The sequence below is a fragment of the Pseudomonas paeninsulae genome (assembly GCF_035621475.1).
Lineage (GTDB): Bacteria > Pseudomonadota > Gammaproteobacteria > Pseudomonadales > Pseudomonadaceae > Aquipseudomonas > Aquipseudomonas paeninsulae.
In genome coordinates this window covers 988426-1011717 of record NZ_CP141799.1, presented here as the reverse complement: position 1 = coordinate 1011717, position 23292 = coordinate 988426, and the positions used below count along the sequence as shown (strand labels likewise).

At 59.7% G+C, this 23292-nt stretch carries 21 protein-coding genes; 13 read left to right on the top strand and 8 right to left on the bottom strand.

What is annotated here, in order from left to right; genetic code table 11:
• Positions 1-140: 140 nt before the first annotated feature.
• On the top strand, positions 141-458 hold the full coding sequence (locus VCJ09_RS04550; protein ID WP_324733317.1) for a Rieske (2Fe-2S) protein: 318 nt from the start codon (positions 141-143) through the stop codon (positions 456-458).
• 263 nt (positions 459-721) lie between these two features.
• On the opposite strand, the gene sfsA is transcribed toward VCJ09_RS04550, so the two are convergent.
• Both sfsA and VCJ09_RS04540 read right to left on the bottom strand, forming a co-directional pair.
• Positions 722-1429, bottom strand: coding sequence for a DNA/RNA nuclease SfsA (gene sfsA, locus VCJ09_RS04545; protein ID WP_324733316.1), 708 nt, complete (start codon positions 1427-1429; stop codon positions 722-724).
• Positions 1419-2600, bottom strand: a complete 1182-nt coding sequence (locus tag VCJ09_RS04540; protein ID WP_324733315.1) for a pyridoxal phosphate-dependent aminotransferase — start codon at positions 2598-2600, stop codon at positions 1419-1421. Before VCJ09_RS04540 ends, sfsA begins: the two co-directional genes overlap by 11 nt.
• A gap of 195 nt (positions 2601-2795) precedes the next feature.
• On the opposite strand from VCJ09_RS04540, the gene dksA reads away from it, so the two are divergent.
• Complete coding sequence (dksA, locus tag VCJ09_RS04535; protein WP_324733314.1) at positions 2796-3245, top strand: RNA polymerase-binding protein DksA; 450 nt, start codon at positions 2796-2798, stop codon at positions 3243-3245.
• Positions 3246-3404: 159 nt separating this feature from the next.
• A complete protein-coding gene (gene gluQRS, locus VCJ09_RS04530; RefSeq protein WP_324733313.1) occupies positions 3405-4292 on the top strand; it encodes a tRNA glutamyl-Q(34) synthetase GluQRS in 888 nt (295 codons plus the stop codon).
• 278 nt (positions 4293-4570) lie between these two features.
• Here gluQRS and VCJ09_RS04525 read toward each other — a convergent pair whose 3' ends face one another.
• Complete coding sequence (locus VCJ09_RS04525; RefSeq protein WP_324733312.1) at positions 4571-5482, bottom strand: LysR substrate-binding domain-containing protein; 912 nt, start codon at positions 5480-5482, stop codon at positions 4571-4573.
• Between the two features lie 289 nt (positions 5483-5771).
• Here VCJ09_RS04525 and VCJ09_RS04520 point away from each other — a divergent pair, with 289 nt between their 5' ends.
• From VCJ09_RS04520 to VCJ09_RS04495, 6 genes are all read left to right on the top strand, one after another.
• Entirely contained in the window at positions 5772-6734 is a 963-nt protein-coding gene (locus VCJ09_RS04520) for an NAD(P)-dependent oxidoreductase (protein ID WP_324733311.1), read from the top strand.
• Positions 6735-6843: 109 nt separating this feature from the next.
• A complete protein-coding gene (locus tag VCJ09_RS04515; protein WP_324733310.1) occupies positions 6844-8373 on the top strand; it encodes an aldehyde dehydrogenase in 1530 nt (509 codons plus the stop codon).
• A gap of 256 nt (positions 8374-8629) precedes the next feature.
• Positions 8630-9574 (top strand): choline ABC transporter substrate-binding protein, encoded by a 945-nt coding sequence (gene choX, locus VCJ09_RS04510; protein WP_324733309.1) that lies wholly within the window; start codon positions 8630-8632, stop codon positions 9572-9574.
• Between the two features lie 517 nt (positions 9575-10091).
• Positions 10092-10622 (top strand): hypothetical protein, encoded by a 531-nt coding sequence (locus VCJ09_RS04505; protein WP_324733308.1) that lies wholly within the window; start codon positions 10092-10094, stop codon positions 10620-10622.
• A 358-nt stretch (positions 10623-10980) separates the two neighbouring features.
• Positions 10981-12000 (top strand): L,D-transpeptidase family protein, encoded by a 1020-nt coding sequence (locus VCJ09_RS04500; RefSeq protein WP_324733307.1) that lies wholly within the window; start codon positions 10981-10983, stop codon positions 11998-12000.
• A 12-nt stretch (positions 12001-12012) separates the two neighbouring features.
• A complete protein-coding gene (locus VCJ09_RS04495) occupies positions 12013-12846 on the top strand; it encodes a M23 family metallopeptidase (protein WP_324733306.1) in 834 nt (277 codons plus the stop codon).
• A gap of 922 nt (positions 12847-13768) precedes the next feature.
• Here VCJ09_RS04495 and VCJ09_RS04490 read toward each other — a convergent pair.
• On the bottom strand, positions 13769-13987 hold the full coding sequence (locus VCJ09_RS04490; protein ID WP_324733305.1) for a site-specific integrase: 219 nt from the start codon (positions 13985-13987) through the stop codon (positions 13769-13771).
• A 174-nt stretch (positions 13988-14161) separates the two neighbouring features.
• Here VCJ09_RS04490 and VCJ09_RS04485 point away from each other — a divergent pair, with 174 nt between their 5' ends.
• The 4 genes from VCJ09_RS04485 (at position 14162) to VCJ09_RS04470 (ending at position 17360) form a co-directional block, all read left to right on the top strand.
• Complete coding sequence (locus tag VCJ09_RS04485; protein WP_324733304.1) at positions 14162-14344, top strand: hypothetical protein; 183 nt, start codon at positions 14162-14164, stop codon at positions 14342-14344.
• Between the two features lie 23 nt (positions 14345-14367).
• Complete coding sequence (locus VCJ09_RS04480) at positions 14368-15396, top strand: IS30 family transposase (protein ID WP_324730628.1); 1029 nt, start codon at positions 14368-14370, stop codon at positions 15394-15396.
• A gap of 138 nt (positions 15397-15534) precedes the next feature.
• Positions 15535-16470 (top strand): hypothetical protein, encoded by a 936-nt coding sequence (locus VCJ09_RS04475; RefSeq protein ID WP_324733303.1) that lies wholly within the window; start codon positions 15535-15537, stop codon positions 16468-16470.
• Between the two features lie 83 nt (positions 16471-16553).
• Positions 16554-17360, top strand: a complete 807-nt coding sequence (locus tag VCJ09_RS04470) for an HNH endonuclease (RefSeq protein ID WP_324733302.1) — start codon at positions 16554-16556, stop codon at positions 17358-17360.
• Positions 17361-17763: 403 nt separating this feature from the next.
• Here VCJ09_RS04470 and VCJ09_RS04465 read toward each other — a convergent pair whose 3' ends face one another.
• The 4 genes from VCJ09_RS04465 to VCJ09_RS04450 form a co-directional block, all read right to left on the bottom strand.
• Positions 17764-18933, bottom strand: a complete 1170-nt coding sequence (locus VCJ09_RS04465; protein ID WP_324733301.1) for an iron-containing alcohol dehydrogenase — start codon at positions 18931-18933, stop codon at positions 17764-17766.
• Between the two features lie 8 nt (positions 18934-18941).
• Positions 18942-20330, bottom strand: coding sequence for an aldehyde dehydrogenase family protein (locus tag VCJ09_RS04460; protein WP_324733300.1), 1389 nt, complete (start codon positions 20328-20330; stop codon positions 18942-18944).
• A 307-nt stretch (positions 20331-20637) separates the two neighbouring features.
• Entirely contained in the window at positions 20638-22011 is a 1374-nt protein-coding gene (locus VCJ09_RS04455) for a glutamine synthetase family protein (protein ID WP_324733299.1), read from the bottom strand.
• A gap of 143 nt (positions 22012-22154) precedes the next feature.
• Entirely contained in the window at positions 22155-23207 is a 1053-nt protein-coding gene (locus VCJ09_RS04450; RefSeq protein WP_324733298.1) for a TRAP transporter substrate-binding protein, read from the bottom strand.
• Positions 23208-23292 lie beyond the last annotated feature (85 nt).

Below are 23292 nucleotides of genomic sequence, written 5' to 3'. Positions count from 1 at the left end.
ATAAGAGGCTGCGGCGCAGGCCGCCAGTCAATCCAGCGCGGCTGGGCATTCCAAGCGCCAGTTTTTCTGCGCCTGCGGGCGGACTGCGCTTGGCAAGCCCGCGCAGTCCGGGATAATGCCCGCCTACTCTGGAGATGCCGATGATGCGTTTATGCGCCCCGAATGAGCTGGCCGAAGGTCAGAGCCGGGGCTTCGTGATTGACGGCGAAAAGCTGTTTGCCGTGCGCAAGGACGGCCAGGTATTCGCCTACCGCAACCGTTGTCCGCACAAGGGTATCCCCCTGGAGTGGCTGCCAGACCAGTTTCTCGACCACAGCGCCAGCCTGATCCAGTGCGCCACCCACGGCGCACTGTTTCTCATCGACTCGGGCGAGTGCGTCGCCGGCCCCTGCGCCGGGCAATCGCTGCACGCACTGACCTGCGAGGAAGACCACGAAGGGATCTGGATCGAAGCGTAAGCCGGGTGCCGATGCGCAAGCCTCTCTGGACGTATACGGAGCATGGGCCAGGCCCCTACGCAACACCTGGCCCACGGCTGACGCGCGCAGTCTTGTGGGAGGGGCTTCAGCCGCGATAGAAAAAGCGTCGCGGCTGAAGTCCCTTCCACAAAAGCCCCATCCGCTACAACACCTTGTCGAACACCTGCGAACCATGCTGGCAACCCGGATGCAAGCAAGGAGACACCCAACGGCCGATAACCCAGCGCGAACCCCCTCTGGCTTTACAACTGCACCTCAAGCCGACGCACCAGGCGGATTTCCTGCGGGGTGATCTGGGCGCCATAGGCCAGCACCTCGACGCCGGCACTGACCGCTTCACGCAGGGCCGCGGCGTAGGCCGGATCGATCTCTTCGGCCGGGCGCACCGCATCGATCTCCGCCAGATTGACGCAATACAGTTGCACGGCACGAATCCCCTCTCGCGCCAACGTCGCCAGTTCACGCAGGTGCTTGGCGCCGCGCTCGGTGCGCGCATCGGGAAAAGCCGCCACCCGGCTATCGGCATAGCCCAGGGTCACGCTTTTGACTTCGACGAAAGCCGCGCCGTGCGGGTAATCCAGACGAAAATCGATGCGGCTGCGCTCCTGGCCATAGGGCACTTCACGCTTCAAGGCGCTGAAACCGGCCAGTTCAGTGATCAGTCCGCCACGCAGCGCCTCTTCGACCAGGCCGTTGGCGCGTGCGGTATTGATCACCGCCAGGCGACCATGCGGCGTTTCGCCGATTTCCCAGGTACCCGGCAGCTTGCGCTTTGGATCATTGGTGCGACTGAACCAGACCCGCGCGCCGTCACTCATGCAGTTGAGCATCGAGCCAGTGTTGGGACAATGAATGGTCAGCAGCTCGCCATCTGCGGTTTCGATATCGGCCAGAAAGCGTTTGTAACGACGCAGCAGTCGGCCCTGCTCCAGCGGCGGCTCAAAGCGCATCGGGACGCCAGCTTTTCAGGCCACGGGCAATCCGCTCGACGGCCTGTTGCAGGCGCGGCAGATCCTGGGTGTAGGAGAAGCGCACATGCTGGCTGGCCAGGTGACGACCGAAATCCAGCCCCGGGGTGAAGGCCACATACTCGGTTTCCAGGAAGTGCTGACAGAAGGCGAAAGCATCGCCGCCAAAGGCGCTGATGTCGGCATATAGATAGAAGGCGCCTTCGGGCTCAACGGCAATCTTGAAGCCCAGCTCGCGCAACGCCGGCAGCAAAAAATCGCGGCGGCGGGCGAATTCATGCCGGCGCTGCTCGAGAATCTCCAGGGTCGACGCCTCGAAACAGGCCAGCGCGGCATGCTGGGCCATGCTCGGCGCGCTGATATAGAGGTTCTGCGCCAGCTTCTCCAGATCGGCCACCGCCGCCTGCGGTGCCACCAGCCAACCGAGACGCCAGCCGGTCATGCCGAAGTATTTGGAGAAGCTGTTGAGCACAAAGGCTTCGTCGTCCACTTCCAGCACGCTGCTGGCGTCCACGCCATAGGTCAGGCCGTGATAGATCTCGTCGACCACCAGATGGCCACCGCGTTCTTTCAGCGCGCGGGACAGCCCGCCCAACTCCTCGCGGGACAGCAACGTACCGGTCGGGTTGGCTGGCGAGGCAACCAGCGCGCCGACGCTGTCCTTGTCCCAATAGCGCGCAACCAGATCCGCGGTCAGTTGATAACGCACCTCCGGCCCCACCGGAACAAGCTGCGCGGCGCCTTCGACCAGGCGCAGGAAATGTCGGTTGCACGGATAGCCCGGGTCGGCCAGCAGCCAGTGCTTGCCTGGGTCGACCAACAGACTGGTGGCCAATAACAATGCGCCGGAGCCACCTGGGGTAATCAAAATTCGCTCAGGGTCTATGCTCAGTCGATAACGTTGTTCGTAGAAGCCGGCAATCGCTTCACGCAGGGCCGGTATTCCTCGCGCAGCGGTATAGCGGGTATGCCCGGCTGCCAGGGCGGCCTGGCCGGCAGCGACGATCGGCGCGGCGGTGGTGAAGTCCGGCTCACCGATCTCCAGATGGATGACATCGACACCGGCGGCTTGCAACTGGTTGGCGCGAGCCAGCAAGGCCATGACATGAAAGGGTTCGATGGCGCGGCTGCGCGCACTGTAGGACGGGGCCATGGACCTGCCTTGATAGAGGTTGAGGCGCGGATTCTACCTAAGGTATGAGCGAAACGGCAGCAACCACGACAACCGGGAGTAGCGCTGCGGGTATTGTTCTGGTAAGTTCGCCCGCTTGCAGCCGCAGGGCCGAACATTTCCGGCAATGGATAACATCCTGCGCAGTGGATTAGAGAGAGTGAGAGGCGGTCATCCATGCCCACCAAAGTAAAAGAAAAAGCAAAAAGCAGCCAACTGATTCGTGGCTTCGAACCCTATAAAGAAGTAAAGGGTGAGGAGTACATGGGTGAGCCGATGCGCACCCACTTCACCGGCATCCTCAACAAGTGGAAGCTGGAGTTGATGCAGGAAGTCGACCGTACTGTGCACCACATGCAGGACGAAGCGGCCAACTTCCCCGATCCAGCGGACCGCGCCAGCCAGGAAGAAGAATTCAGCCTGGAACTGCGTGCTCGTGATCGTGAGCGCAAACTGATAAAGAAGATCGACGAAACGCTGCAACTGATCGACGACAACGATTACGGCTGGTGCGACTCATGCGGCGTCGAGATCGGCATCCGCCGACTGGAAGCCCGCCCCACCGCCACCTTGTGTATCGATTGCAAGACTCTGGCGGAAATCAAAGAAAAACAGGTCGGTTCCTGACCTTACCCACGGGGCGCTTCGGCGCCCCGTGTTGTTTCTGCTCCTGCGCTACCCCGATCTGCCCCAGTGGCAACGGCCGGCCGGCGATCCGTTGGGCGGCACCCCGCTTCAGCTGCAATAGTTCTCCTTTCCCCCGCATATGCCTCTATATTCGCCCGTATGAACGTTCCCGCTTATATCGGTCGCTTCGCCCCTACCCCCAGTGGTTACCTGCACTTCGGCTCATTGGTCGCGGCGCTGGCGTCCTACCTCGACGCGCGCGCGGTCGGCGGTCGCTGGCTACTGCGCATGGAAGATCTCGACCCGCCGCGTGAAGTACCCGGCGCGCAAGAGGCGATCCGCGGCACCCTGGAAAGCTACGGCCTGCACTGGGACGGCGAAGTGGTGCGGCAAAGCCAGCGGGATGCAGAGTACCAGGCACTGGTCGAGCGCTTGCTGCAGCAGGGCCTGGCCTATGCCTGCACCTGCTCGCGCAAGCAACTGGAGGGCTACCACGGCATCTACCCCGGCACCTGCCGCGATGCCGGGCACGCACCACAGAACGCCGCGATCCGCCTGCGCGTGCCGGAGCTGAGCTACGACTTTATCGACCGCGTGCAAGGCGAATACCGCCAGCACCTGGCCCGCGAGGTCGGCGACTTCGTCATTCGCCGCCGCGACGGGCTGTACGCCTACCAACTGGCGGTGGTGCTCGACGATGCCTGGCAGGGCGTCACCGACGTGGTGCGCGGCGCCGACCTGCTCGATTCCACCCCGCGCCAGCTGTACCTGCAGGAACTGCTCGGCCTGGTGCAACCACGCTACCTGCACGTACCGCTGATCATCCAGCCGGACGGCCACAAACTGGGCAAGTCCTACCGCTCGCCACCGCTGCCAACCGACCAGGCCGCGCCACTGCTGGTTCGCGCGTTACGCGCCCTGGGCCAAGAGCTGCCTGCCGAACTGGAGCACGCTCGCCCGCCCGAGCTGCTGACCTGGGCGAGCAGCCACTGGGACGTCAGCCGCATTGCGCGCAGCCGCACCCTGGCCGAAGCGCAGTTGCGCTGAGTCATCGAGCCGAAGCCCCCATGTTCATCGACAACGTCTGCGTCATCCACCCTACCCAGTTTTAGTCGCAGGATGCGATCCGACAAAACCTATCCCTCACTGCCTCCACCGGATTGCCTCCGGCTACTTTCTGAGCGTCAATACACCGCACTCCCTTATCCTTGCGCCCACTATGCAACAGCCCCACAGGACCGCACCGCTGAAAGCCCAGCTCGAAGGCGCGTTTTTTGGGGACCTCAGCACCGCCTAGGCAAACGGGGCGAAACTCAGGTGGCCGCCTATGTTTTGCTGACTTCTAGCAACCAGTTAGTCAGGCTCACGACCCGAAGGTCATGCTGGATTTCCTTTCTACAAATAATCCCCCACTGCCCCTGGCCCTCGGCAAAATGCTCGACCGGTTTAACTAACCGCCCTGAACGCAGATCGTTATCGGCAAGCGGCCCATTGACCAGCGCAATCCCCTCGCCATTGATGGCCATCTCCAGCGACATGGCCAGGGTATCGACCACAATCGGCACCGCCCTGCTGGCCATCTTCAGCCCGGCAGACTCAAACCATTGACTCCAGTTCCAGTACCTATCCTCGGAGTTAACCGCAATCAACGGATAGCGCGCGAGGTCTTTGGGGCGTAACTGCGTTGCTTTATCAGCTAACAACGTTGGGCTGCAAACCGGGAAGAATCTGGAATCGAACAGCTTCACCCAATGCAGGTGCGCAGGGATAGGTTCGCTGCGATAGATCACCCCAATGTCCGCACTGTCTTCGTCGAAATCCCAGCCGGCACCAGAGGTAGCCAAACGCAACTCGATTTCCGGGTGCAGTGTTCGAAAGTGCGTCAATCGATGCGCCAGCCAACAGATCGCAAAGCTGATGTAGGTCTGTACGCGCAGTGCAGGCGCTGACGCCATGTGCCGGATCGCCGCGCCGCCTTCAAGCAGCTGCTCAAGCGCGGCCAGCACGTAAGGGTAATAGCGTTCGCCTTCCGGGGTCAGAATCAGACTGCGCCCTTTACGAGCAAACAGTTTCACCCCGAGGTCAGCCTCCAGAACCTGCATCTGGTGCGTAATCGCAGGGTGAGTCAGATTCAGCTCTTCGGCCGCGCCCCTTACACTGCCCAGCCGCGCTGTCGCCTCGAACCCCTTCAGCGACTTCAGAGGGGGCAGTTTCCGCAAATCGATACCGCTCGCCATCATCACACCTCAAACCTGCAAACCAACGCGACTACTCGCGCCCTCGACCGTGCCCAAAATATATCCGGCGCCAGATCGCGAATGGTAGATTTTTTTTACCAGTCCGTAAAAAACATCTCAATTGTCCCCTCCTGTCACAGGTAATAGTTTGGCTTCCGAGCCGTCGACATCCTCACGCTGATTGACGAGCAGAAGAGGCCCATGCCGAGCAACGTGGTCTTCACCAGGCAGCTGAGTCTCGAGCAACCTTTGCCCACAACTTCACAGCAGAAATAAATAAGAGGGTTATATGAAAGTAGGATTTATTGGCCTCGGTAATGTCGGTGGCAAACTCGCTGGAAGTTTGCTGCGTAATGGTTATGACCTCACGGTGCGCGACTTGGACCCTGAGTTGGCGCAGTCCTTCCTGGATAAAGGGGCTCACTGGGCCGACTCGCCCAAAGAGCTCGCAGAAAAAGTTGATCTGATTATCACCTGCCTGCCGTCTCCGGCCGCCTGCTCCAAGGTGATGGAAGCCGAAGACGGCCTGGTTCATGGCCTGACAACCGGCAAAATCTGGCTGGAGATGAGCACCACCGATGACGCCGAGGTACGTCGCCTCGGCGCCCTGGTGGAAGCGACCGGCGCGCTGGCCATGGACTGCCCGGTTTCCGGCGGCTGCCACCGCGCCGCCACCGGCAATATTTCAATTTTTGCCGGCGGTTCACGCGCCGCCTTCGAGCGCGTACTTCCGGTGCTGTCGACCCTCGGTCGGCGCGTGCTACACACCGGCGATATCGGTTCTGCATCGGTACTCAAGGTGATGACCAACTACCTGGCCACCACGCACCTGTGCGCCTTGGCGGAAGCCTTGGTGGTCTGCAAAAAAGCCGGGCTGGACCTGGGCACCACCTATGAAGCGATCCGTATTTCTTCCGGCAACTCCTTTGTCCATGAGACCGAATCTCAGCTGATCCTCAACGGCAGTCGCGATGTCAATTTCACCATGGACCTGGTGATCAAAGACGTCGGCCTGTTCGACTCGCTGGCCAACCAGCTGGGCGTACCACTGGAGATTTCCCCTCTCATCCTGGACATCTTCAAAGACGGTCAGCAGCGCTTTGGCGCACGCGAGTGGTCCTCAAACATCGTCAAGCGGCTGGAAGAAGCCTGCGACCTGCAGGTACTTGCACCAGGGTTCCCAGCAGAGTTGGTGGACTACGAACCGGAAGAGCAAGGTGCCGAAGTCGTGCCGCCGGGCCGCAACGCTTAGGTCATCCAGCCAAGGGTCACGCGTCACTGGCCGCGCGACCCTTTGCCTGCAGCGATCGCATGCACTTGCAGGTCGCGGCCTTCTTCTACACGCAACCAAGGACTGAACCATGTCGACCGAAGCGCTAGTGGCAGTAACACCCGAGACCCTGCGTCAGCATGACTGGTGCAGTCTGGCGAAGAATCTGAAGATCGAAACCGGACTGTTTATCGACGGTCACTTTGTCGAGGCACTTAAAGGCAATCGTTTCGACAGCATTAACCCAGCCACCGGCGAAGTACTGGCTTCGGTTGCTTACGGCGACGAGAACGATATCAATCGCGCCGTGGCTTGCGCCAAACTCGCCTGGCACAGCGGACATTGGCGGCACATGGCGCCGCGCACGCGCATGAGCATTCTCATGCGCCTGGCCGACCTGATAGAGAGAAACGCCGCCGAGCTGGCCTTGCTGGAAACCCTGGACATGGGCAAGCCGATTACCGATGCCCTGACCATCGACCTGCCCGAAGTCGTCAACACGTATCGTTATTACGCCGAGTGCATCGACAAAATCGACGGCGTCGTCACCAATACTGCCCCCGAAGCGCTGCATATGATCCAGCGCGAGCCCCTGGGCATTATCGGCGCCATCTCGCCCTGGAACTATCCACTGCTGATGGCTTCATGGAAGGTGGCCCCGGCACTGGCGGCGGGTAACTGCGTGGTGCTGAAGCCGGCACAACAAGCACCCTTGAGCTGCCTGCGACTGGCCCAGTTGTTCATCGAAGCCGGTGGCCCACCAGGGGTGTTCAACGTGGTCAACGGTGACGGCCCCGTTACAGGCAAAGCACTGGCCCTGCATATGGATGTAGCCAAAATCAGCTTTACCGGCTCAACTGCGGTCGGCAAACAAATCATGATTTATGCCGGCCAGTCCAATCTCAAACGCGTGGCGCTGGAAACCGGTGGCAAGAGCCCGCAAATATTCATGGCCGACCTCGAAAACCTCGATGCGGCAGTGGAACGTGCCTACGGCGGCATCTTCGACAATGCGGGTCAGGTGTGTAACGCCGGCTCCCGGCTGCTGGTGCATCGCGACATTCATGACGCCTTCGTGGAAAGGTTTGTCGAACGCAGCAGCAAGGCCTATCAACCGGGCGACCCGCTGGATCCAGCAACGACCCTGGGGCCAGTGGTCACCCGCGCCCACCAGCAAGGCGTACTAGAGAAGATCAAGCAAGGCAGCGCGGAGGGTGCCCATCTTGCGTTGGGCGGATGCGCCCCAGCGGGCATGGAACAGGGAGCGTATGTAACGCCAACGCTGTTTACCGGCGTAGATCAAAACATGAGCATCGCCCGGGAAGAAATATTCGGCCCGGTAGCCTCGGTGATGAGCTTTGACAACGAAGCGCAAGCCATCGCCATTGCCAACGACTCCATCTACGGACTGGCGGCCAGCGTCTGGACACAAGACCTGAAGACGGCCCATCGCATGGTGCGCTCGATTGAAGCCGGGGTGATCTGGGTTAACTGCTTTGGGGATGGCGACATGACCCAACCCTTTGGCGGCTATAAGCAATCAGGCAATACACGCGACAAGTCCTTCGAGTGCCTGCTCGGTTACACCCAGAGCAAATCTGCCTGGTTTAATCTCGACTGAGGCGGCCAGGGCTACGACCCTATGTCCGCCACTGAGCATGCCAGCCATAAAAAAAACAGCCTCAAAGGCAATACATTTATTGATAGGCAGCTTAAACATTCACGCCCACTATCGGATGATATAAAAAATACGAAACGTTTGAACCGCACCATCAGCCAAGCCAATAAATACTTCGAATAGAACCACTCAGCACTTGCAGCGCACTTAAACCAAGCGAAAAACACTCTTTCGCCTCACATAAGCACAGAGGAATAACATGACTATAAAAATAATTCCCGCACTGATGAGTACGCTCCTATGCTTCAGCGCCGGAGACCTTCTAGCGCAAGAGCAAAGCTCATGCAAAACCATGCGCATAGCCGATATAGGCTGGGTCGATAACGCGGCCAACAATAGTGTACTGGTGGTGTTGTCTGAGGCGCTTGGCTATAAGCCGAAGAAAACCATGGTTTCCTTGCCTATCACCTTGGCGTCTATCCAAAAGAAGCAAATGGACGTTTATCTTGACTATTGGTCCCCGTCCACCGACGAAACAGTTAAACCATTCCGCGATAAAAAATCTGTAAAGATTTCAGCAGAACCCAACATGCGCGGCGCCAAGTACACCCTTGCCGTGCCGACTTATCTATATGAAAAGGGCCTGAAAAATTTCGCCGACATTGCCCGATTCGAGGAAGAACTCGACGGCAGGATCTATGGCATTGAAGCGGGCTCCGGCGGTAATAAGCAAATCAATAAAATCATCGGCGAAAACAAATTCGACCTGGGTGAGTTCACGCATATTGAGTCGAGCGAGGCAGCCATGCGGGTAGCGGTGGCCCGCGCGATCAAGAAGGAGGAGGCTATCGTTTTTCTCGCCTGGGCCCCGCACCCGATGAACCTGCAGTTTGATATGACCTACCTTGCGGGCGGAGATGATTATTTTGGTCCGAACTTAGGCGCAGCCGAGGTCTATACCATTACCGCTACGGACTATGATCAACGCTGCCCGAATGCGGCGAAACTTGTCTCAAACATGAAGTACACGGTTGAGATGGAAGCTGCGTTGATGGATCGGATCATGCAGAAAGAAGATCCCAACGACGTGGCTAGGGACTGGATCAAAAACAACCCTCAATGGCTCGACACCTGGCTGGCCGACGTAACCACCATTGACGGCAAGAATGGCCTGGACGCGGTGAAAAAACACCTCGGTATATAAGCCTTCTCCTGGTTTCGGGTTGCCTTTGACCCGAGACCAGGTTCTCCCGGCCATCTACTGGCTGCTGAAGACATACCTCCCCGAAACAGCCCTACTCCCCACGCCCTAACTGAAGACCGGGGCAGCTTCGCATTCTCCATGCACGCTGATCATCCGAGTAGCCATTGCCTGACGCAGATCGACCACCTGGGACTCGTCCTTGCGTGGCCAGCATCAAGGTCGCCTTCCCGGTATCCACGGAGCAGTCGAGTGTCCAGATGCAGGCACCCTTCCCGGTTGGCTCGGTGTTGATGGACCCTGTGCCGGCGAATACCGATTCCTCGGCACTCAGGTACCTGGGGGTTGAAAGACCCTCGGTGACTCAGCTATTAGTCGGCAGCGCACGCTGGCTAACACCCATGGTGTGCGGCAACGCTGCCAACCTGCCCCGCGCCTCCCACCCTGAAGGCCAGAGCCCGAGCGACATGACAGCGCTTGAGCTATCCTTGGCGCCCTTTTTTTCCTCAGGAATGTCCACATGAAAGCCCAGCTCGAAGAGTTGATCAGCAAGATAAGCTCGGGCTGCATGCTGGCCGAAGACGTCGCGCGCATTGCCGACGAGGCGGCCCTGGCCTACGCCTACCCGCAGGCCTTCCTCGCGGCCAACCCGGACATCAACTACGACGACAGCTTTCCGATCCCGCTCGGCGAGTGGGTGGCGGTCGGCAGCCTGCCAGATACCGTGCTGTTCCAGGCCGATAGCTACGACCAGTTGTTCCAGCAGATCGTCGACTCCTTCGGCCAGCAAGTCAGCTTCGTGCTCAAGCCCAAGCAGCTGGTCAAGGTCGAGCCGCTGAAAGCGCTGAACCGCATCCAGGTGCAACTCGGCAGCCTGTCAGCGGAAACCCAAGGCTATGTACTGGTCGATTTCAGCGAACCGCTGGATGACGAGCTGCAAGCTGTGCTGGTGTATAGAAGCGACCTGGCACGGGTGCTGGAATTGGCCGTGGAAATCGGCATCTATGCCGCACCGGCTTATGAAGCGATGCAAGCCGCGCAGACCGAGTAGGCTGAGCCGCTCGCATCAACGCTGCGCTGACGGCCCACGGGGAACTCATCCCCGCGGGCCTGATCCAAAGACTATTGCGAACAGCTCACTCAACCGCCTCATGCAGCCATGCGTGAGGCGATGTCTGGTGCTTGAGCAGAGGGATGCACCACTACACGCAATAGCCGTCTTGCACGACACACCAGTGAAAAGATCGAGCGCGTCCGCAGCAACCGGGCGTCTTTCACTACCACTCACGCCTGTAACCGCCATTACTGTGCATTAATGGCACGTCGATTCCCCGCAACACGCTGAACGTGTGCCGAGCTTGCTCAGACACGCTGAAGTTCGCCCTGTTTGTTCGCTTGAGGATCGCATCTTGAACACAACAACCATGCTCACCTGCGCCATCACCCTGGCCCTTCAGGCAGCGGCCGTACCGTTGGCATTCGCTAGCGCTGAACCACTCACAACCGAGGTCAGCGTAGCTGCGCTGCCGCTCACCGCCGAGTTCGCCAACGACGCCAGCCTGCGCGGTGAAGTCGGCCCGAAGCAGCACAACGTCGCAGTGCTGCGCGCGCAGATCCTGCTCGATCGCGCGCGCTTCTTTCCGGGCGAGATCGACGCCAGTTTCGGCTCGAACACCCGTATCGCCATCAGTGGCTTCCAGAAAAACAACGGCCTGCCAGTCAGCGGCGTCATGGACGAAGCCACCTGGGTTGCACTCAACGCCGACGTCGAGCCAGTGCTCGTTTCCTATACCATCACCGACACCGACGCCGCCGGGCCCTTCCAGCAGATTCCAGCCGACATGATGGACAAGGCCACGCTGACAACCCTGGGTTACCGCGACCTGACAGAAGCGCTCGGCGAGAAATTTCACGCCAGCCCCAGGCTGCTGACACTACTGAATCCGGGCAAAGATCTGAGTCGCGCCGGCGAGGCCATCGTCGTACCCAACCTCGCCGACGCCGCGCCCCTGCCCAAGGCTGCACGGGTGGTCGTCGACAAGTCCGACTCGACCGTCACCCTCTTCGATGCCGCAGATGCCATCATCGCGCAATTCCCCGCCTCCACCGGTAGCGGGCGCGATCCGCTGCCACTCGGCGACTGGAAGATCCTCGGTGTGGCCAGAAATCCAGTGTTCCAATACAACCCCGAGCTGTTCTGGGACGCCAACCCCGGCCACGCCAAGGCGACCATCCCGGCCGGCCCGAACAACCCCGTCGGCGTCGCCTGGGTCGCCTTGTCCAAGCCGCATTACGGCATCCATGGCACGCCGGAGCCGTCGAAGATCGGCAAGACTCAATCGCACGGCTGCATCCGCCTCACCAACTGGAACGTCACAGCGATGGGGCATGCAGTCAAGCCCGGGCTACCCGCCCTTTTGCAAGAGTAAACAGACCCCGCCATGAAGAGCATTCTGACTTTCGCAACCGGCGCTCTCGTTGGCGCCGCGGGCCTGTTCTATGTCCTGCAGAACGACATCGCCACGCCTGGCGTGGCGGTCATCACGCAGTCCGTAGCAGCCCATGGCGAACCCGTGCAGCCTACGCCGGCAGCTGTCGCGCCCAGCGCGCAGGAGCCAGATACCACACAGGCCGCACCGGCGACGGCTCAGGTTGCGAGCGTAATAACCACCCGCACAACCAGCGCCAAGGCGACGCCCATCGAGATGCCGGAAGCACCGCCAACCGAGCCCCCGACTGACAGCCCGATTACCCAGGAGCCGAGCGACATTGCACCGAGCACCCCGCCCCCGGCGATCGAGGAAGCCCGCGTGCAGACAAAGCCCGTCGAGCCCTTGCAGGTGCACCCCGGCGCGCTGCTGATTCCCGTGACCGGCATAACCGCGGCGCAACTGAGCGACACCTTCAACGACAAGCGCGGCACCGACCGAATCCACGAAGCGCTCGACATCATGGCGCCGCTCAAAACCCCGGTGGTCGCGGTCGACGATGGCAAAGTGGTGAAACTCTTCGACAGCGTGCCCGGCGGCCTCACCGTCTACCAATACGATACGAGCGGCACCTTCGCTTATTACTACGCCCACCTGGACAGCTACGCGGCGGATCTGGTGGAGGGCCAGGAGCTCAAGCGCGGCGACCTGCTCGGTTACGTCGGCGCCACTGGCAACGCCAACCCGCTTGCACCGCACCTGCATTTCGCCATTTTCGAACTGGGTCCCGAGAAGCGGTGGTGGAAGGGCACGGCAATCAACCCTCTGCCCTTATTCAAACGCTGAGTTCGAGGCCGCCCCGCCCTACAGGTATGGAGCTACTGCCGTAGCCCAACTTAACGGCTATGTACCCGTTATGTACTGCATGTGCCGATGCTTTTGGCGGAGCGGGCTTGCCCGCGAATTCAAGCACCAACCAAACTTCATGAGCAAGGCGGATCAGCTATCCACAGCACATGTGGCGTGGCGCGTGCCCGGCTCGGGTAGGGCGGACCGGAACGCCGGCCGCTCAGGCGCGAAGCGAACAGTCCGCCATTTGTGGCAAGACAACGTACAGCTTCGCGAGTACGCGCTACCACCGAGAGATTGTTCAAGGAGATGACTGTTATCCGGTTACGCTAACCGGCGGCGCGCTACAACAGCCATTACGACCCGGAAATGGCCTGTTTAAGGGCTGACAACGCGGTCTTTCTGGATGAATTACGCTAACTTTCAGTCGGTTGAGTAGGTCCGACCTCGAGTGCAAGCTGCAGGTGCTGGGCACCCCAGGCCTTAGAAGTTGTGAACATATTGACCGCCGTCGCGAGGCCGGCTCCAGATGTTCGCGCCGGGGGGGGTGCGTTGCCAGCCCCCAGAAGCCTTGGTTTGGCTCGAGCGACACACTGCACTATGCTCGCTCAAACCAAGGGAATGCCAGCCAACCCCGCCTGCCCGGAAAGGACCGCCGCCACTCCCCGTATTTTTGACCATTCAGTCGCCAGCCCCGTTATGCGCAGGGGCGGCGGTAGCCTGCCTGAATCACCGCTAGCAGCCTGTCGGCCTTGACCGTCCGGGTAATAGGAGACCACGGATATCTCGGTGAAGAGTTGCAGCGTAAATCGTGTCCCCTGTGCTGCTCAACGGGCTTCTTGGCTCGTACTATCCCCTCCAGCCAGGGCAGGTCGACCTTCATTACTTTCTTGTAGAGGAACAACAACGCCGCCAGGGCCTAATTCTGCGTCGCCGCCGCCACATTGCGGTTGACCGCCAGATGGGTCAAAAACGCCTCAACCTCAGGCGCCCCCATCTCGGCCGGGTGGCGATAGTGGTGAAAGCGGATATAGCGCTTGACCCATTCGGCATAGACAGCCTCGGTCCGAATGGAATAGTTTCTGAGCCGAATCTGCTGGCGCACCTGCTCCAGCAGTTTGGGCTTGGCGTCATCCATGTCGCGTTTCTCCCTGTGTGATGTCGCGTTTCCTGCGACAAGCCAAGGTTAGACAAGGACTTAAAGGACGACAAGGAATGTTATACGACACAATGTCGCCTTTAAACGCGACATGATGTGTCGCCTAATTATAGTTACCCAACGATAGTGAAATCGGCGTCCAAGGACACGTAAATGACATGGAATCAAGGTGACCAAAAAGCAAAAAATATGCTATTAAGCGAAACCAAACAGCGCTGTCGCCTAACTGCTGTTAAGGCAAACAGCGCTGTTTGGTTTCGCTGGAAGCCGCTGTTTTCTGATTTCCCCCCCTTGAATTTTACCTGGGCGGCCGCGGAAACTGAGTGCAACACCTGACCTTTCCGGTAAGGTGCGGCCCAATGGAATATCACGAACTCAGCATTGAAGAGCGCGCCACGATTCAAGTGGGTCGGTTGCATGGCATGAGCCAGCAAGCAATTGCCCAAGCACTTGGTCGCAACCGCTCCACGATCAGTCGTGAACTGCGACGTAACACCGGCTCCAACGGCATCTATCACGCACCTACGGCCCAGGGGCATATGCGTCAACGTCGAGAGGCGTGTCGCCCGCAAAAGAAGCTAGTGCCGGGCAGCGAACTGCTTGAGTTGGTGGTGGAGTTGCTGCGAAAAAACTTCTCTCCCGAACAGATTGCCGGCAAGCTGCGCAGCATGGATATTCCCAGTTTTGAAGATGCTTACGTTTGCCGCGAGACGATCTACAGCGCGGTCTATGCCCTGCCTGTGGGCGAGCTGCGCAAGGAGCTGATCCAGTGCCTGCGCCAGGGCAAGAGTACGCGTAGGCCGCGTGCAGGGGGCGTTGATCGGCGCAACCAGATCCCGGAGATGGTGAGCATCCATCTGCGTCCGCCAGAGATTGAAGACCGCTTGATGCCGGGGCACTGGGAAGGTGATCTGATCAAAGGCAAGGCCAACGCCTCTGCTGTGGGCACGCTGAACGAGCGCAGTAGCAATTACCTGATGCTGATCAAGATGAACGATGCAACGGCAACTTCGGCGGTTGAGGGTTTCAGTGCGGCCCTCAACCGGATGCCGCTGGCTGTGCGCAAGAGCATGACCTACGACCAGGGCAGGGAAATGACCCGGCATGCTGAGATCACCCAGAAAACAGGGGTGGCAATCTACTTCTGCGACCCGCACAGCCCCTGGCAGCGCGGCAGCAACGAGAACATCAATGGCCTGATTCGCCAGTATCTGCCCAAGGGCACGGACTTGTCTGTATGTAGCCAGGAACAGCTGGATGCCATCGCTTATGAGTTGAACATTCGTCCACGTAAGCGCTTCAACTGGAAGTGCCCAATTGAGGTGATGTCAGAGATGATGGAAAAAGCGATGACGATGCAACATGATGCGCCCGCTTCAATTCAATAACCGTGTTGCACTCAGCTCCTGCAACCGCCCTGCATTTACCTGCCCGCTTCGCGGGCGAGTGCAAATCGTCGGATAACTACTCACTAGAGCGAACACTTCGTGTCGCTCACCTCGAACGTTATGTCTTAGGCGAAGATCATGGATTATGAACTAGACATCAAAGAAAATGCCTTAGACAGTTTCAATGAGGCCCTAGAAAAATTCGAACAAGGCGAGAGCGGCAATGCCAAATCGTATAAGTTCGCAATTCTGCACGCATCTCACTTCCTAGAATTAATATTAAAAATATACATAATCTCCGTGGATGAGAACCTTGTTTTCTCAAAATGCTATCGGCACGTTGCCAAAAAGGCCAACGAAGAAAAGACAAGTATTCTAGAAGCCTTTGAAAAAATCACGGAAGAAAAATTTGATCTTAAGTCACTTATAGCTTCGGATAGCAGCCCCCACACAATCACTCTTGATCAAGCGTTGGAATTTGCAAAGTGCGAGAAATGCAAAATTACAGGCGTTAACTTTGTTGACACTGCGTTTTGTAGCGACATCGAATGGATTAAAGGACTGAGAAACAATATTGAGCACTTCCAATTCAAACTTGAGCCTAAGGAGGTTCGGCTTTGTCTCGGTCGTTTAGTTAGAGGCGTAATTGAGTTTCTTGATATTTTCAGCCTAATGGATCTAGAGAACGAAATCGGAAAGGATAGATTTCACATCTTTGAAATGCTAGCCGATGAATACACTCAGCTTTTGAGAGAAGCCACCCGAGAAGTTAAAGAGCAAGAGTCTGAAACCTTTAGGGGCATCAGACCCAAACACTATGCATTTGTCGAGTGGAATGTATATTTATGCCCCGAATGCAACAACAACACAATGATTCCTAATCGTGAGTCCAGTACTGGGTACAAATGCACCTTCTGTAAAAATGAAGAAAGCGGTGAGATTGAAGTCCCATGTGATTGCTGCGGCGCACCTTCACCTTCCGATGAAATGGATACATGGTCTATGGATGACGGTTCAATCGAATATAGATGTTACTTTTGCTCTGGCCAGCACCAAGTAGACAAAGGTGATTAACATAACAACTGGTTCAAATCGTTCGCTTCGCTCACTGGGACGGGCTAAAGCCCGCCCCTTAACCAAACGTTAGGCCCCAAATCATGCGCTTAGAATTCAGTGATGCACAAAAAGCAGAAATCTTCGTCCGTGATCGTGGCGTTTGTGCCTTTTCTGGGAAAAGCCTTTGGATGCTCGACTATGGTGTCAGCCCAACTTATGGCATTGACTGGGTTGATCACATTATTCCTGCTGCTCGAGGCGGAGACAACTCCACAGAAAACGGAGTTTGCGCAAGCCACTTCTACAACTCCAAGAAGCGTGATAATTCTAACGACAACAAATTCATGTTTCGCAATGGAAGACCCACAAGCTATTTCTTCTATTTCTATGAGACGCTTCCATTAAATATCGCAGATCACTTGTCACGATTTTCCCAGGCTCAACCATCAGATTGGTATTTCAACCGCGCACTATTTCGCTTTATGCTCGGCGTAGCGAGTATTCGTGCAAGAGAAACAGGGAAGGTGAACAAACGTGATGAGAACTACTATGCGAAGTCCACGCTAAAAATTCTAAATAAATGGAAGTACCTTGCCATGGGGTCGAAATCAATTCACCTCAGAGGACTGGCCCCAGAAAACTGTACTGACGACCAATTGGCATTGCTGAAAATCGCGCAATTTAATGATCAAGAACAATTGGCAGAGCATATGCGTGCCTGCTACCCGTGGTTTTCGACCTCTTGCACTGCAATAAATCTTCTAGCTCATGCGAACAGCCCTCAAGAAATTAATAGTATTGCAGCTCAAATTGATCTAGAAAAATTACCTGCCAGAGTTGCCTCAATGATGCAGAAGAACCTTGAGCTTCTGCCGGCCGCCTACACAAACAGTGAAGTTGTGGCCTAACAATGCGTATATGGACTCTCCCCCGCAAGCAGTGAGTAACGCTCTTCCAGCCCTGTCGTCAGTGCGGTTGCATTCGTATATCCGGCCTGTGTTGGGCGTTGCCACCCTGGCCACTCTGTAGTTCGCGCAACGGCGGCCAAGCGCTCAATCGATCACGGGGATCAGACTTGTTATCGGCCTTGTTCCGCTGCAGGACTCGCCTGTTCCGACAGTGCTTGGCGCTCACCACAACCACGTGAAACTGCTTGCTGATTACTGCCGCCGTCAGCGGGCGCTTTGCTTGGCCAGGTGCCGCTCATGGGCGGCCGACGCTCCGGCCGCCCTACGCGTCTCAGACCCTCCATCCTTTGCGCTCAAGGTCTCGCAAGCATGTCATCTGCCTCCCGCTTGAATTCACTCCACCCTATAGGTTCCCGTGCAACGCCTTCTCGAACAGCCGACTGTACTCACTCGCGCTAAAGGCAATCGGGTTGGTCCCAGCCGAGGGGTCGACTGCGGCCATTTGTCCGATCTGCTCGATGCGGCTGTTGTCGATGCCGATCTCGGCCAGGCTGTGGGGGATACCGACTTCGTTGCGCAGGTGCAGCACCCAGTCGAGTACGCCGATAAAACCTAGCCTGGGCAGGTTGAGGTAGCGCGCGAGGCGTTCCATTTGTGGCTCGATGCTGGCGCGGTTGGCTTGCAACACGTAGGGCATCAGCACCGCATTGAGCAGGCCGTGGTGGGCGTCGTACAGCGCGCCGATTGGATGGGCCAGGGCGTGCATCGCGCCGAGACCGCGCTGGAAGGCGGTGGCGCCCATGGTCGAGGCCACCAGCATTTGCAGGCGGGCCTCGACATCGCTGCCCTTGGCCACCGCGCGCGGCAGGTACTGCTGGACCAGGCGCATGCCTTCCAGGGCGATGCCCTCGGCCATGGGGTGGAACAGCGGCGAGCAGTAGGCCTCAAGGCTGTGCGACAGGGCGTCCATGCCGGTGGCGGCGGTGATCTTCGGCGGCAGGCCGATGCTCAGTTGCGGGTCGAGGATGACCAGGGCCGGGAGCATCCTGGGGTGGAAGATGATGCGTTTGATGTGCTCGGCGTCGTCGGTGATCACCGAGGCGCGGCCGACTTCCGAGCCGGTGCCGGCGGTGGTCGGCACCGCCACCAGCGGAGCCATGCCGGCGACGTCGACGCGGTTGCAGTTATCGCCCACGTCTTCGAAATCCCACAGCGGGCGGCTCTGGCCGACCATCAGGGCGATGGCCTTGCCGGCGTCCAGCGCCGAGCCGCCGCCGAAGGCGATCACTCCGTCATGGCCGCCGGCCTTGAAGGCGGCGACGCCGTCGGTGACGTTCTGCCCGGTGGGGTTGCCCTTGATCGCCGCAAACAGCCCGGCCTTGAGGCCGTCGTCGCGGCACTGCAGCAGGGCGTGGTCGATCATCGACAGGGCGGCCAGGCCGGGGTCGGTAACCAGCAGCGGCGCGCTCATGCCGAGGGCGCGGCAGGCTTGCGGCAGTTCGGTGATGCGCCCGGCGCCGATGCGGATCGAGGTCGGGTAGTTCCAGTTCATGCGGTATTGATTCAGGTCCATGGGACGCCTCACAACTGGGTCTTGAAGTGGAAGGATTTCGGCCGGGTCAGGTGCTCGTAGCCGATGCTCGACAGGCTGCAACCGCGCCCGGAGTTTTTCACCCCGCTCCAGGCCAGGGCCGGGTCGAGATAATCGCAACGGTTGAGGAATACGCTGCCGGCCTCGACCCGCTCGGCCAGGGCCAGGGCGGCCTCGACATCGCGGCTGAAGATCGCGGCGGTGAGGCCAAACTCGCTATCGTTCATCAGCGCCACGGCCTCCTCGTCGTCCTTGACCTTCTGGATGCCGACCACCGGACCGAAGGATTCCTCGGTCATCACCCGCATGCCGTGGAAGACGTCGGTCAGCACCTGCGGCGCCAGGTAGGCCGAGCCGGGCCGATCGAGGGCAAAGCTGGCCGGGTCGATATGGGCGACCGCGCCCTGGGCCACGGCCTCGTTGATCTGCCGGCGGACGAAATCCGCCGCCTCGCTGCGCACCAGCGGGCCGAGGGTGGTTTCCGGATCGTCGGAGCGGCCCAGTTTGTAGTGCCTGACCAGCGCCACCGCCTGTTCGACGAAGGCGTCGTACAGCGACTCATGCACGTAGATGCGCTCGATACCGCAGCAGGACTGGCCGGAGTTGAAGAAAGCGCCGTCGATAGTGGTTGCCACCGCATGCGCCAGGTCGGCATCGGCGCGCACGTAGGCCGGGTCTTTGCCGCCCAGTTCCAGGCCGACGCTGATGAAGCGCCCTGCCGCCGCGCGCTCGACCATGGCGCCGCCCGGCACCGAGCCGGTGAAGGATACGTGCTGGATCGCCGGGGCCTGGATCAGCTGCTCGGTATCGGCGTGGCTCATGTGCAGGTACTGGAATACCCCATCCGGCAGGCCGGCTTCGCTGAAGGCCTCGACCATGCGCTCGGCGCACAGCGGGGTCTGCGCCGAGTGTTTGAGCAGCACCGCATTGCCGGCCAGCAGCGCCGGCATTACCGCGTTCACCGCCGTCAGATAAGGGTAGTTCCAGGGCGCGATGACCAGGGCCACGCCAAGCGGTTCGCGGCGAATAAAGCGGGTGAAGCCGGGCTGGTCGGGCAACTGGATATCGGCCAGGGCGCTCTCGGCGATATCGACCATATGGCTGGCGCGCTCGACGAAGCCACGAATCTCGCCGGCGGCGTAGCGGATCGGCCGGCCCATCATCCAGCACAGTTCCTCGGCGAGCTGCTCTTCCCTGGCGGCGAAGGCGGCGATAGCTAGGCGGCCGATAGCCACCCGCTCGACCAGCGAGGTCTGCTGCCAGCCCTTCTGCGCCAACGCGGCCGTGGCCAGGGCCGCCTGGATTTCACGGCCCGTGGCCAGCTCGCGCTCGACATACACCGAGCCGTCGATGGGGGATATGCATTGCAACTTGCTCATTGCTCACTCCGTAGGATGCTGTCTCGGTTAACACGTAGATCCCATTTTCATGTGCAGCCTCGCCGGACGTAAGAGCGGCGGGGACGCCGAGTCGGGGGCGCCTAGCTGGGGGCGTCCAGCGCCATGAGCGCGATAGCGTGCGCCAGCAAAAAGCATCGCGGGCATGGCCCGCTCCTACGCAATGCCCGATAACTGTTCCATTCAACCCATAGCCCGGATTGCATCCGGGCTATGGGTTTCGGCTGTTGCGCCGGAGCCGGGGCGTTGCGCCTAAACACAGGATCTGCGCACAGGGATTGCCGATCATTCAGATGATTTCAAAGTAGCGATCCAGCTCCCAATCGCTGACATGCCGACGGTATTCACGTTCCTCCCATTCGCGGCTGGCGGCGAAATGCTCGACGAACGGATCGCCGAACAACTCGCGGGCCGCCGCGGAGGCTTTCAGGCGCTGCGCCGCATCCCACAGGGTGCGCGGCAGGGCCAGCTCCGGCGGGTGTTTCTGCGCGTAGGCATTGCCAACCACCGGATCGGTCGGCTGCCACTGCTGCATCACCCCGTACAGACCGGAGCCGATGGCCACGGCGAGGGTCAGGTAGGGATTGCCATCCGCCGCGCCGAGGCGATATTCCTGGCGCTGCGACTTGTCGCTACCGGGGATCACCCGTAGCGCCGCGGTGCGGTTCTCCACGCCCCAGGTAGCGTCGGTCGGCGCCCAGAAGCCGGGAATCATCCGCCGGTAACTGTTCAGGGTGGGCGCCACCATGCACAGGAACTCCGGCATCAGGCGCTGCTGGCCGGCGAGGAACTGGCGCTGGATCAGGCTCATGTTGTGCGCCTGGCTCGGGTCGTGGAAGGCCGACTTGCCGCTGGTGCGGTCACGCAGGGAAACGTGGATATGCCCGCTCTGCCCTGGGTACTTGCCCGACCACTTGGCCATGAAGGTGGCCATCAGGCCGTTGCGCTGGGCCAGCACCTTCATGAAGGTCTTGAACAGCGCGCCCTTGTCGCCTGCGGCTTCGGCATGGTCATAGGCGATGGCCGCTTCCAGCACACCAGGGCCGGTCTCGGTGTGCAGGCCTTCGATGGGGAAGTCCATCTGCTCGGCCATTTCGAGAATCTCGTGATACAGCTCGGCATGCACCGAACTGCGGATCATCGAGTAGCCGAACCAGTCCGGGGTGAAGGGTTTGAGGTTGCGGTAACCCTTTTCCCGCGCCGACTCCGGGGTTTCATCGAACATGAAAAATTCGTACTCCAGCGCCGCGAAGGGATCGAAGCCCATCTCATGACAGCGCTCGATCACCCTGCGCAGGGTGGCGCGGGGGCAGACCTGCTCGGCGGCCTCGGCGAACTCGCAGATAAACAGCAGCATGCCGTTCTCGAAGGGAATGTCGCGGCAGGTATGCGGCAATACACGCACCGGCGCGTCCGGGTAGCCGGTGTGCCAGCCGGTGTAGCTGGCGTTGTCGTAGAGCTGATCCTTGACGTCCCAGCCGAGCACCACGTCGCAGAAGGCGAAACCTGAGTCCAGGGCGGAGAAGAACTTGCTGCGGCTCAGGTACTTGCCGCGCATCACGCCGTCGTTATCGAACACCCCGACCTTGATGTGACTGAGACCGCGCTCCTCGACGATGCGCCTGGCATCCTCGCTGGTTTTTACATCCCGCGGATTGAGCATATGCACCCCTTGGTCTTGTTATTGCCGACCTCCACTGTCGGCTGGTTGAGTCCGGTCATCCTGACACGCGCCAGCGATGCCGCCCCGTAACGCAGCACGCCCGCACCCTCGTCGACAGGGATGCGGGCGCATTGTCCTCTGGCTCAGTAGCGATAGGGCGGGCCGGCCTTGGTCATCAGGGCGTTGTACTTCTTGAAGATATCCACGACCTTGGCCGCACGCGGGCTGGTCTTGGCGATCTCGTCCCAGAACTTCTGCGCCTCGGCCTCGACCGTGGCCCACTCGGCATCGGGAATAGTGGTCAGTTCAAGCTTGCCGCCCTCGACCCGCAATTGCGCTTCGCCGCCCCAGTACCAGTGCTGGCGATAGTAGTGGGAGCTGTCCATGCACAGTTTGAACAGGGTCTTGAGGTGCTCGGGTACTTCGGCCCACTTCTCCGAGTTGGCGAAATAGGAGCCTATCCAGGCCCCGGAGATGTTGTTGGTGAGGAAGTACTTGGTCACGTTGGCCCAGCCGACGGTGTAGTCCTCGGTGATGCCCGACCAGGTGATGCCGTCCAGTTCGCCGGTCTGCACCGCCACTTCGACATCCTCCCAGGGCAGGGTCACCGGGATCACGCCGAAACGGGCGAGAAACTTGCCGGCGGTGGGAAAGGTAAAGATGCGCTTGCCCTTGAGGTCGGCCAGGCTTTTGATCGGCTCGACGGTGGCGAAATGGCACGGGTCCCAGGCACCAGCACCGAGCCAGGTGACGCCCTCAACCTCGCCGTAGGCCTCCTCCCAGATCTGCCGCAGGCCGTACTTCTCGAACAGCACCGGCACGTCCAGGCTGTAGCGGGTGGCGAACGGAAAGTAGCCACCGAATACCGAGACGTCCACCGGCGCGGCGATCGAGTCGTCGTCGCTCTGCACCGCATCGATGGTGCCGCGCTGCATGGCGCGGAACAGTTCGCCAGTCGGCACCAGTTGGTCGGCGTAGTAGAGCTGGATCTCCATCTGGCCGTTGGCCGCCTTATTGAAGGCATCGATGGACGGTTTGATCACATGCTCGCCGAGGGCCGGGCCGGCATAGGTTTGCAGGCGCCAGGTGATCTTCTTCGGCTCCTCGGCATAGATGTGCGCCGACCCCAGAGCGGTGGCCCCCGCCGCGCCAGTGGTGACCGCGGCGGTCTTGAGGAAACTACGTCTCGTACTCATGCGGTTATCTCCAATAGTGTCGATTCAGATGTCATACATCCGCATAGCACCACTGCGACCCGGCAAGGTCGGTGCAGCGTTTCAG

Coding starts and splice junctions, on each gene's coding strand:
- VCJ09_RS04550 (WP_324733317.1), top strand. CDS start 141: ATGATGCGTTTATGCGCCCCGAATGAGCTGGCCGAAGGTCAGAGCCGG.
- sfsA (WP_324733316.1), bottom strand. CDS start 1,429: ATGCGCTTTGAGCCGCCGCTGGAGCAGGGCCGACTGCTGCGTCGTTAC.
- VCJ09_RS04540 (WP_324733315.1), bottom strand. CDS start 2,600: ATGGCCCCGTCCTACAGTGCGCGCAGCCGCGCCATCGAACCCTTTCAT.
- dksA (WP_324733314.1), top strand. CDS start 2,796: ATGCCCACCAAAGTAAAAGAAAAAGCAAAAAGCAGCCAACTGATTCGT.
- gluQRS (WP_324733313.1), top strand. CDS start 3,405: ATGAACGTTCCCGCTTATATCGGTCGCTTCGCCCCTACCCCCAGTGGT.
- VCJ09_RS04525 (WP_324733312.1), bottom strand. CDS start 5,482: ATGGCGAGCGGTATCGATTTGCGGAAACTGCCCCCTCTGAAGTCGCTG.
- VCJ09_RS04520 (WP_324733311.1), top strand. CDS start 5,772: ATGAAAGTAGGATTTATTGGCCTCGGTAATGTCGGTGGCAAACTCGCT.
- VCJ09_RS04515 (WP_324733310.1), top strand. CDS start 6,844: ATGTCGACCGAAGCGCTAGTGGCAGTAACACCCGAGACCCTGCGTCAG.
- choX (WP_324733309.1), top strand. CDS start 8,630: ATGACTATAAAAATAATTCCCGCACTGATGAGTACGCTCCTATGCTTC.
- VCJ09_RS04505 (WP_324733308.1), top strand. CDS start 10,092: ATGAAAGCCCAGCTCGAAGAGTTGATCAGCAAGATAAGCTCGGGCTGC.
- VCJ09_RS04495 (WP_324733306.1), top strand. CDS start 12,013: ATGAAGAGCATTCTGACTTTCGCAACCGGCGCTCTCGTTGGCGCCGCG.
- VCJ09_RS04490 (WP_324733305.1), bottom strand. CDS start 13,987: ATGGATGACGCCAAGCCCAAACTGCTGGAGCAGGTGCGCCAGCAGATT.
- VCJ09_RS04485 (WP_324733304.1), top strand. CDS start 14,162: ATGACATGGAATCAAGGTGACCAAAAAGCAAAAAATATGCTATTAAGC.
- VCJ09_RS04480 (WP_324730628.1), top strand. CDS start 14,368: ATGGAATATCACGAACTCAGCATTGAAGAGCGCGCCACGATTCAAGTG.
- VCJ09_RS04475 (WP_324733303.1), top strand. CDS start 15,535: ATGGATTATGAACTAGACATCAAAGAAAATGCCTTAGACAGTTTCAAT.
- VCJ09_RS04470 (WP_324733302.1), top strand. CDS start 16,554: ATGCGCTTAGAATTCAGTGATGCACAAAAAGCAGAAATCTTCGTCCGT.
- VCJ09_RS04465 (WP_324733301.1), bottom strand. CDS start 18,933: ATGGACCTGAATCAATACCGCATGAACTGGAACTACCCGACCTCGATC.
- VCJ09_RS04460 (WP_324733300.1), bottom strand. CDS start 20,330: ATGAGCAAGTTGCAATGCATATCCCCCATCGACGGCTCGGTGTATGTC.
- VCJ09_RS04455 (WP_324733299.1), bottom strand. CDS start 22,011: ATGCTCAATCCGCGGGATGTAAAAACCAGCGAGGATGCCAGGCGCATC.
- VCJ09_RS04450 (WP_324733298.1), bottom strand. CDS start 23,207: ATGAGTACGAGACGTAGTTTCCTCAAGACCGCCGCGGTCACCACTGGC.